Annotated in this window: 5 protein-coding genes; all 5 read right to left on the reverse strand. The window is 59.6% G+C overall.

Annotated elements, in window-relative coordinates:
- Nucleotides 1–26: 26 nt before the first annotated feature.
- The 5 genes from KXG62_RS20815 to KXG62_RS20835 are packed head-to-tail and all read right to left on the reverse strand — an operon-like array spanning nucleotide 27 to nucleotide 5,757.
- Nucleotides 27–845 (reverse strand): response regulator transcription factor, encoded by an 819-nt coding sequence (locus tag KXG62_RS20815; RefSeq protein WP_218093934.1) that lies wholly within the window; start codon nucleotides 843–845, stop codon nucleotides 27–29.
- Nucleotides 846–865: 20 nt separating this feature from the next.
- Nucleotides 866–2,332 carry a glycosyltransferase family 2 protein gene (locus KXG62_RS20820; protein ID WP_218093935.1) on the reverse strand — a complete coding sequence of 489 codons (1,467 nt, stop codon included), beginning with the start codon at nucleotides 2,330–2,332 and terminating at the stop codon, nucleotides 866–868.
- Nucleotides 2,333–2,345: 13 nt separating this feature from the next.
- A complete protein-coding gene (locus tag KXG62_RS20825; protein WP_218093936.1) occupies nucleotides 2,346–3,542 on the reverse strand; it encodes a HEAT repeat domain-containing protein in 1,197 nt (398 codons plus the stop codon).
- 39 nt (nucleotides 3,543–3,581) lie between these two features.
- Nucleotides 3,582–5,411 (reverse strand): glutamine--fructose-6-phosphate transaminase (isomerizing), encoded by a 1,830-nt coding sequence (glmS, locus tag KXG62_RS20830; RefSeq protein ID WP_218093937.1) that lies wholly within the window; start codon nucleotides 5,409–5,411, stop codon nucleotides 3,582–3,584.
- A gap of 4 nt (nucleotides 5,412–5,415) precedes the next feature.
- Nucleotides 5,416–5,757, reverse strand: coding sequence for a helix-turn-helix domain-containing protein (locus KXG62_RS20835; RefSeq protein ID WP_218093938.1), 342 nt, complete (start codon nucleotides 5,755–5,757; stop codon nucleotides 5,416–5,418).
- Nucleotides 5,758–6,126: the final 369 nt, after the last annotated feature.

A 6,126-nucleotide genomic window follows, 5' to 3' on the forward strand; every position in this document is an offset into this window, starting at 1 on the left:
TAAGCTCCTTTGTATCTGAGAGAGTATCAGGCTAACAGCCGCCGGATTCGCGCTTCCAGCTCCCTGGGGGAGAACGGTTTCTTGATCACATCGGAGGCGCCGAGCTCGAAGCATTGGCAGATGTCGCGCTCAACGCCGAGATCGGTCAGGACGACGACCTTGCAGCCCGGGTGCTTGCGCGAATGACGAATGCGGTCGATGAGCTGGTAGCCGTCCAGCGCGGGCAGCTTCAGCTCCGTAATGACGAGATCGGGACGTACCGATTCGATGAGCTGCAGCCCCTCCATGCCGTCCTGGGCCGGACGGACGTCGTAGCCCTGCATACCGAGGCGCACATTCATGAAGTCGAGCAAATCTTTATTCGAATCGATCATGACGACGGTCGGCGGTTCGGGCGACGCCGGTTGCGTGCCGGCAAACACGGCAATGTCTTGATCGCCGTCAGACGCCTCGGACCAGCGGGCAGCGAATGCCTCGAGTAAGGGTTCGGACACCGGCTCGTCTTCCGTAAACCCGGTGACCGCAAGACGTCCCGCCAGCAGCCCCTCATCCTGCAAATGCGCTTTGACGGAGATGGACAGGAAATGCGTGAAAGCCAGCGTCTGGCCGGGCAGCAGCATGACAAGCGCCTGGTCGTCGGCCTCGTACGAAGCGATCGCCGTCAGTCCGGGGGATTCGAGCCGCAGCCGTTTCTCCAGACGGTCGAGCTGAATGCCTTCCATCGGCCGAACGCTGGCGATCAGAAGACCGCAGCCTTCCCCGGCGGCGGACGATTGCAGCGATTGGCGGACGCGTTCGAACAACATGCGGGACAGACCGGATCGGGTTAACACAGGGGTATTCATACACATTCACTCCATTTCGTTCAAATTGATGATGCGGAAGTTGTGGCTTTGGCGGTTCCTTTCTTGGAGGCGGCGCCGTCCGTCTGGCCATCCTGCCAGCTGCGGCGCACCATATGGCCCCAGCTGTTGTTGCGTCGGACGTAATCCCATTGGCCGAGCAGCTTCCACCAGGCATTCAACTGATCGTAGCCGATGGCCATGATCACGGAGATGCCGACGATGCGCAGCAGCTCGGCGGTTGAAATGCGCCGGCGAAAGGCGAACTGCTCGATCAGCAGCGAACCGCAGGTGAAGATGAGGCCCGTAAGCCAGTTCGCGAGCAGGAACATGATCAGAATCGGCAGCTGGGTCATGTCCATGACCACATAGCCGATCAGCGCGGCCAGCCCGGACAGCCGGACATAAGGGCTTAACGTCTCGTACATGATCGTATACGGCATCGCGAGCCAGCCGATCATTTTATACTTCGGGATAAACAGCATGGAGCGGAACCGGATCATGTTCCACAGATTGCCCCGGATCCAGCGGCGGCGCTGCGCCGACAGTACGCGAAGCGTATCGGGCGCCTGCGTCCAACAGACGGCGTCGGGGCAAAAGACGATCCGGTACGGTCGCTTTCGTTCCAGCATATGCTTGTGCAGCTTCATGACGATGTTCATGTCCTCGCCCGGGCATTCCGCCTCGTAACCTCCGACTTCGATCAAGTAATCTTTGCGGAACAAGCCGAATGCTCCGGATACGATGAGCAGGCCGTTCATCGCGCTCCATCCGATGCGCCCGCCGAGAAAAGCTTTCATATACTCGACGTACTGCAGGGCGGGCAGCCATTGGGACGGCAGCCTTACGGCGCGTACGCGCCCGTCCTCGATCGTGCTGCCGTTGGCGATGCGGACGTTGCCGCCGATGGCGATATGCTGCTCCGGGTTTTCCATATACACTTTGACCAGCCGGATCAGCGCGTCTTTTTCGAGCAGACTGTCCGCGTCGATTGTGGCGACGAGCGGGTATTTCGATACATTGATGCCGGCGTTCAGCGCATCCGCCTTTCCTCCGTTCGCCTTATCAATGACCACCAGCTTCGGATACTGGGGGCTGCAGTACACTTCGCGAATCGGCTTGGAGGCGACATGCGGGCGAAAAGTGGACAGGCGCTGCGGCTTCAGCTGAAACGTATCGATCAGCACCTGCAGCGTCCGGTCGCGGGAACCGTCGTTGACGACCACGATTTCGTAGACCGGAAACTCCAGCGTCATCAACGACCGGACGCTCTCTACGATGGTCAGCTCCTCGTTGTGGGAAGGGACCAGAATCGAAACCGGCGGCACGTGCTCCGAGCCGGCAAGCTCCCGGAAGCGGGAGTATAGCGTGCTTTTGACGAGCGTTCGCATCCGTTGATGCGATACGGCCAGGATGAACAAATAAAGAACGCCGGATCCGATGATCAGATAGGTGGCGAAGATGCCGTAACCAAGCAAAAACTCTCTCATTCGGATCCCCTTCCTATGAACTGATGCGGGCTCCGTTCAAGCGGCGGTCGCCCGGATGGCCCGCAAACAGATTGCGGTAAATTTCATTCAAATGACTGTAGTACGGCAGCTGCTTCAGCTCCTGCGAAGCGACGGCCGCAGCGCGATCCAGCTCCTCGTGAACGGCGTGCAGGGCGGCTTCGCGGGACGCATCGTTGTCCGCTCCGCAAGCCGTTTCGCACAGCGCGATGAACCCTTCCGCACCGAAGAGGGCGAGGCTTTGCGCCCCGTAATGGCGAACCCACCACTGTTCGTCGGATAAGGCGAGCTGCAGCTCGTCCATATAGCGGACCAGCCGGCTTTCGCCCGCCGCTTTGACCGCTGCTGCCCTGATTTCCCATTCGGGATGATGCAGCAGCTTATGCATTTGCTCCGGCGGCAGCACTTGAGGGTAGCGCAGCAGCAGCTTCGCCGCCTTAATCCGCACTTCCTTCCATTCCGAGCCAAGCAGCGGCGCCGCAAGCCGGTTCAGTCCGGGCTCGTTGCGCGAATACAGGCCAATCAGGGCAACGGTCAGGCTCGACTCATCGCTTCCAGCCGTCAGCAGCTCGGCGTACAGCGGCAGCGGGTCGATCGAAGCGGAAGCGGTCATATCGGCGATCAACTGCCGGGCTTCGGGATGATGCCGGGTCAAGAGCGATACGATACGCCGCAGCTCGTCCAGCGTCGCCGCGCATTTGGCAGCGGCGCGCCCGACGACGAATGCGGTCGGGTCGGCCCCTTCCTTCTCGAGCATCCCGATCAGCTCGCCGGCTGCGCCGTCCGCGCGCATGACGCCCAAATGATACGCGGCGTCGATGCGGACCGCATGCCAGGGGCTGCGCAGCCGCTCCAGCTCCAGCTTCACGAGGCCCAGATCGCGGCACAGCGCGGTCAGCTTGTCGCGGTGCTCCCCGCCGATCGATTCGATCCATTCGAGCAGCTTCGACTGGATGGCTTTGAGCTCGTCCGTCGTCAAGCTGCCGGGTGGAGGGAGCAGCGCATCCGCGCCGTCCGCGTTCGCGCTCACATAATTGAAATAATCGTGATACTTTGCCAAATTCCGCTTCAAGGCTTCATCGGACTGCCCGTCGCGGAGGCGAAGCGCAATCAGGACGGCGAATCCGCTGGCAATCAGCGCGCCGAGCACGTACAGCACGGAGGCCGCCTGGTCGATAGGCTCCAGCCACATACGGTTTCTCTCCTCTCCCTAGATGCCAGTCGGCCGCTGTTATTCGACGGTGACGCTTTTGGCCAAATTGCGCGGCTTGTCCACGTCGTTGCCGCGAAGGTCCGCGGCATAATAAGCGAGCAACTGCAGCGGGATGATGGCGATCGCGGGAACGAGCAGGGAGAAGGTGCGCGGCACATAGATCACGCGATCCGCCGTCTTGGCCATCTCCGTATTTCCTTCCAGCGCCAGCGCGATGACGTAAGCGCCGCGCGCTTTCACTTCCTTTATATTGCTGATCGTCTTCTCCAGCAGCCGGTCTTGGGTCGCCAGCGCGATGACCGGCGTGCCTTCCTCGATCAACGCGAGCGATCCGTGCTTGAGCTCGCCCGCTGCGTACGCTTCGGAATGAATGTATGAGATCTCCTTGAGCTTCAGCGACGCCTCCATCGCCAAGCTGTAATCGAGCCCGCGGCCGATAAAGAACAGATGCTCGTGCCCGGTAAGGATGTCGGCGAGCTGCCGCACATCGGCCGCTTGTCCGAGCACGTCCGCCGCCTGCTGCGGCAGCCGCTCCAGCATAGCCAGCAGCTCGGCTTGCAGGACAGGGTCCAGCGTGCGTCTTGCCTGAGCCAGATGCAGGCCAAGCAGATAGAAGGCGATGAGCTGGGACGTATACGCCTTCGTGGACGCGACGGCGATCTCCGGCCCCGCCATCGTGAACAACACGTCGTCCGCGTCTCTGGCTACGGAGCTGCCGATTACGTTGGTAATGGCGAGCACGCGCGCTCCGGCTTGCTTCGCTTCCCGCATCGCGGCGAGCGTATCGGCCGTTTCGCCCGACTGGCTGACGGCGATGACCAGCGTATGCTCGCGAACGATCGGCATCCGGTAGCGGTACTCGGAAGCGAGATCGACCTCGACGGGAATGCGCGTCAGCTGCTCAATCACCGTCTTGCCGATGAGGGCGGCGTGGTATGCCGTGCCGCAAGCGACCATCTGAATATGCTTCAGCTGCCGGAGCTGCTCCGGAGCCAGCTTCACATCCGGCAGGTCGATCCGCTGTTCCGCCTTGGAGACGCGGCCGCGCATCGTGTCGCGGTAAGCGCGCGGCTGCTCGTGAATTTCTTTCAGCATGAACGTATCGAAGCCGTCTTTCTCAGCCTGGACCATATCCCAATCGATATGGAGCAACTGCTTGGCGATAAAATTGCCTTCGAGCGTCATCAGCTCCACGCTGTCCCGGCTCAGCACGGCCATCTCGCCGTCGTTCAAAATATAAACGTCCCGCGTATGCTCAAGGATGGCCGGAATGTCCGAGCCGATGAAGTTTTCGCCGCGGCCCGCGCCGATGATGAGCGGGCTGGCCCAGCGGACGGCGACCAGCTTGTCCGGCTCATGCTCGGACAGTACCGCGATGGCGTAGGCGCCGCGAATGCGGCCGACCGCCTGGCGGACGGCTTGGACAAGATCGCCCGCATAATAATGCGCGATCAAGTGGGAAACGACCTCCGTGTCCGTTTCCGACACGAACCGGCAGCCGAGCGCTTCCAGCTCTTCGCGGAGCTGGAGATGGTTTTCGATAATGCCGTTATGTACAACGGAAATTTTCGCTGTCCCGTCGGTATGCGGGTGCGAGTTGGCATCCGACGGTTTGCCGTGCGTCGCCCAGCGCGTATGTCCGATCCCGGCGAAGCCGGTAAGGGGTTGATCGGCAAGCCGCGATTCCAAATCGTGAATTCTTCCTTTCGTTTTGAGGAGCCGAAGCCCCGAATGGGTATGGATCGCCACGCCGGCGGAGTCATAGCCCCGATACTCCAGCTTCTTCAGCCCATCCAGCAGTATGGATTGGGAATTTCGGCTTCCAATATAACCGACAATGCCGCACATGCGTTTATTCCTCCTCTTTCTCGCTTTGGCATGACTGCCATTTCTTGAATTCGATCATGCTTCTCAGCTCGGCCGGAGCAACGCCCGAACGGAGCGCATCGTGGAGCAGTTCGATCCATTCCCGTTTCCACTGCAGCTCCGTGTCCAGAGGCTCCGGATGAAGCAGTTGTTCCAAAGGCACGTCCAGCGCAGCTGCAATTTTGTCCATCACGTGGACGGACGGGTTCGAATGAATGTCGCGTTCGATGGTGCTGAGGTAAGACTTCGCCACATCGGCCGCTTCAGCCAACGCGGAAAGCGACAACCCCCTTTCCATGCGAAGCTGCCTCACTCGCTTTCCCAACATGATGATCGATCCTTTGTTGTGGATTTGCTGCAGGAACCAGCGTCGTTCGCTGAATCATTCTTTATAACGAACAACACTTTGGAGTATAGCGCAAATTTCGTCTAATTGAAAATCGAATAAAAGGGAAAATTTCGTTTTAAAGAACAAAATTCGCAATTATTCTTCCTAATTCTCCCGAATTCTACGTAGTTTCGTTCTTTATTGAGAAAATTTTGTTCGTTATAATGATGAACGGAACGAACGGGCGAAAGGTTGCGCCTGTTTGTTAAAAACGTCTTGCTATCCTCGAATCCGTCGAAAAAGGAGAATCTCGCCATGGCCCCTACGAAAGCGCACGCCAAGCTGGAAGGGTGGGAAGGGCGGGCGATG

The organism is Paenibacillus solanacearum (assembly GCF_910593845.1).
Taxonomy (GTDB): Bacteria; Bacillota; Bacilli; order Paenibacillales; family NBRC-103111; genus Paenibacillus_G; species Paenibacillus_G solanacearum.

Coding starts and splice junctions, on each gene's coding strand:
- KXG62_RS20815 (WP_218093934.1), bottom strand. CDS start 845: ATGAATACCCCTGTGTTAACCCGATCCGGTCTGTCCCGCATGTTGTTC.
- KXG62_RS20820 (WP_218093935.1), bottom strand. CDS start 2,332: ATGAGAGAGTTTTTGCTTGGTTACGGCATCTTCGCCACCTATCTGATC.
- KXG62_RS20825 (WP_218093936.1), bottom strand. CDS start 3,542: ATGTGGCTGGAGCCTATCGACCAGGCGGCCTCCGTGCTGTACGTGCTC.
- glmS (WP_218093937.1), bottom strand. CDS start 5,411: ATGTGCGGCATTGTCGGTTATATTGGAAGCCGAAATTCCCAATCCATA.
- KXG62_RS20835 (WP_218093938.1), bottom strand. CDS start 5,757: ATGTTGGGAAAGCGAGTGAGGCAGCTTCGCATGGAAAGGGGGTTGTCG.